The sequence below is a fragment of the Thiohalomonas denitrificans genome (assembly GCF_016841685.1).
Classification (GTDB): Bacteria; Pseudomonadota; Gammaproteobacteria; order Thiohalomonadales; family Thiohalomonadaceae; genus Thiohalomonas; species Thiohalomonas denitrificans_A.
The window spans coordinates 1-3,165 of record NZ_JAENYR010000151.1 but is presented as its reverse complement, the minus strand read 5'-3'; the positions used below and the strand labels follow the sequence as shown (position 1 = coordinate 3,165).

Annotated in this window: 2 protein-coding genes; one reads left to right on the top strand and one right to left on the bottom strand. The window is 61.3% G+C overall.

Annotation, left to right across the window (positions count from 1 at the left end; genetic code table 11):
• Nucleotides 1-234: 234 nt before the first annotated feature.
• Nucleotides 235-1,218, bottom strand: a complete 984-nt coding sequence (locus tag Q7L05_RS17225; protein WP_303909525.1) for an omptin family outer membrane protease — start codon at nt 1,216-1,218, stop codon at nt 235-237.
• A gap of 151 nt (nt 1,219-1,369) precedes the next feature.
• On the opposite strand from Q7L05_RS17225, the gene Q7L05_RS17220 reads away from it, so the two are divergent.
• On the top strand, nt 1,370-2,893 hold the full coding sequence (locus Q7L05_RS17220) for a YifB family Mg chelatase-like AAA ATPase (RefSeq protein ID WP_303909523.1): 1,524 nt from the start codon (nt 1,370-1,372) through the stop codon (nt 2,891-2,893).
• Nucleotides 2,894-3,165 lie beyond the last annotated feature (272 nt).

Below are 3,165 nucleotides of genomic sequence, written 5' to 3'. Positions count from 1 at the left end.
GCCTAAGCGACGAAGTAATCTTCTGCTCCCAAAACCCCAGATTGCCGCGTCGCTGGGGCTCCTCGCAATGACGGCTGAACGTTCGTCACCGATTCGGGGCCGCGTGCGGCGGGGACGGCTCGCAATGACGGCTAAAGGTTCGTCACCGATTCGGGCCTGCGCAGCAGGGGGTACGGCTCGCAATGACAGGAGAAAAGTTCGTCTTTGATTCGAGGCCGTAACCGCGGCTCCGGTTCAGAACCGATAGCCCAGAGCCAGCGATACCATGCTGGAGTGATGGTCCAGTCCCGCCGCATCCCCCGAGTAGAAGGTTTCACTGCCATCGGTCAAGTCGGTAATCAGCGTAGTCGCCTTGGTTTCATCGTACTCCGTTGCGCTATAACCAATACCTATATCAAGCCGCTCGCTCACTGAAAAATCCAGTGACAAATCGAACGCCATCCAGCGCCCGCCATCGCCCTCCCCCTTGAAACGCAAATCCCGCAGATGGTGCACATCGACATCTTCACCTTTCACCCAGTCACTGAAGCGCAGGCTGGCATCCAGGGTGATGTTGGTCATCCCCGACATCCTTCTCGATCGTATGCCAAGTCCCACGTAGGGTGTTTGATAGGTCTGTTCATAGGAGATGACCGGGACATTCGGAAAGAAGACCTTGGTGTCACGGTAGTTGGTGTCCGAGTAAATCCCCTCACCGCCAGTTGCCTGCCAGTCCAGGTGGTCCCGCCGATACCCTAAAACGGCATACAAGTCGGTACTCTCCCACTTGAAGCGATCGATGACAAAGTCACCACTGATGTCGAACCTGCTGACATCCCGCACCTCGGTATTATCGTGGTGGGACCAGTGACTCCAGTCCAGGCCGACATAGAGCCAATCGTAATCATCCATCGAACTGTCACCACCATCGGCATCGGTCCAGTAAGCCAGATCAAAGGTGAAGCGATCGCTGACCGCATGCGTGAACTCCAGACCCACCATCGGGACGTTGTCGAGGTCCCACTGCAATTCGCTAATCTTGTATCCCACGATGCCGGATTCACTGCCGTAAGCATCATAGACATACTCCCCCGATTCGCCGTTGAGCAGCCCAGTGCTCAGGCTCAGCCGCGTCTTTCCATCAGAACTCGACATCGCCCCCTGCTCCAGTGCGCTGCACGGAGCAGCCAGTGCCAGCACGAGAGTCCCGCCAATTACCGCCTTGCCAATCCTTTGCATTTCAATTCCCCGCTTACATGAAAAACCCGGCTCTATGTTATCAATCATTGATTTCCCACGTAGTTACTCTCTTCGACGCCCGACACTCAACAGAAGCCGCAAACTCTGTTAGGCTCCGACGGCATAATGCCAAGCCAGGGAATCCAAGGCCATGTCGCTCGCTGTCGTCTACAGCCGGGCCGGCGTCGGGATCGATGCGCCGGAAGTCGTTGTGGAAGTCCATCTGGGTGGTGGCTTGCCATCGCTCTCCACCGTGGGGCTGCCGGAGGCGGCGGTGAAGGAGAGCAAGGATCGCGTCCGCGGTGCGCTCGCCACGGCGGGTTTCGAGTTTCCCGCCCGCCGCATCACCGTCAATCTCGCCCCGGCTGATCTGCCCAAAGAGGGGGGCCGTTTCGACCTGCCCATCGCCATCGGCATACTCGCCGCCTCGGGCCAAATCCCGGCCGAGGTGCTAAGGGACTATGAATTTGTCGGCGAACTGGCCCTCTCCGGCGCGCTGCGGCCGATTCGCGGCGCGTTGCCCACCGCCCTACAGGCGCGCCGGGCAGGACGCGCGCTGATTCTGCCTGAGGAAAACGCCGGCGAAGCCGCGCTGGTCAAAGAGGCCCGAATTATCGGCGCGCCCCATCTGTTGGAGGTCTGCGCCCACCTGCGCGGACAGCAGTCGCTGCCGATAGCGGAGGCAACAATCAGTGAAATCCCACCGGATCTTCCGGATCTCGCCGACGTACGAGGACAGCACCAGGCCAAACGCGTGCTGGAGATCGCCGCAGCCGGGGGACACTCGCTGCTCATGACGGGGCCCCCGGGCACCGGCAAAACCATGCTGGCGGAGCGCCTGCCCGGCATCCTTCCGCCCATGACGGAGGAGGAGGCGGTGGAGAGTGCCGCTCTGGCCTCAATCAGCGACCGCGGCTTCGCCCCGGAGCGCTGGGGGATCCGGCCTTTTCGCTCTCCGCACCATACCGCCTCGGGCGTTGCACTGGTGGGCGGCGGGAGTCAGCCGCGACCGGGTGAGGTGAGCCTCGCCCATGGCGGCGTGCTGTTTCTAGACGAGCTGCCGGAGTTCGATCGCAGAGTGCTCGAGGTGCTGCGGGAACCGCTGGAGTCGGGCACGATAACCATTTCACGGGCCGCCCGCCAGGCACGATTTCCCGCGCGTTTCCAGCTGCTTGCCGCCATGAATCCCTGCCCCTGCGGTTATCTCAGTCATCCGAATGGCCAGTGCCACTGTAGCAATGAACAGGTTCAGCGCTATCGCGCCCGTATCTCCGGGCCGCTACTGGATCGGATCGATCTGCAGCTGGAGATCCCGCCGCTGCCGCACGAACTCCTGCGGGGCGATGCCCGTAGTGAGTCCAGTACCGCCGTGCAGAACCGTGTGACGCAAACCCGGGATCGGCAACTGCAGCGCGCCGGCAAACCCAACGCCCTTCTAAACGCCCGGGAGACCGAGTCCATCTGCCAGCTCTCCGATCGGGAAGCGGCGCTGCTCGAACAGGCCGTGGAGCGGTTGGGACTCTCGGCCCGGGCTTATCACCGGGTTCTGCGCGTCGCCCGCACTATCGCCGATCTCGCGCAGAGTGAATCCATCGGGGCCGCCCACATCAGTGAGGCGATCGGTTACCGGAAACTGGATCGCAGTACAGCGGTTCGCAATGTCTCAGGCTATTGAAAAACGCCCTCTTCCCGAGGGAGAGGGCCGGGTTGAGGGGGCTCCCTTCTCCCTCAGGGAGAAGGCACAGAAACTTTTTTCAACAGCCTGCTAGAGCAGTAAGAGTGGCGAGTGGCGAGTGGCGAGTGGCGAGTGGCGAGTGGCGAGTGGCGAGTGGCGAGTCTACAAGAGTAAAACTCACCGCCTCGCAACTAGCAACTCCTGATGAACTTGCCCCCGCTGTCATTACGAGGAGCCTGAGCGACGAAGTAATCTCCTGCTCTCAACTCCAG

Coding starts and splice junctions, on each gene's coding strand:
- Q7L05_RS17225 (WP_303909525.1), bottom strand. CDS start 1,218: ATGCAAAGGATTGGCAAGGCGGTAATTGGCGGGACTCTCGTGCTGGCA.
- Q7L05_RS17220 (WP_303909523.1), top strand. CDS start 1,370: ATGTCGCTCGCTGTCGTCTACAGCCGGGCCGGCGTCGGGATCGATGCG.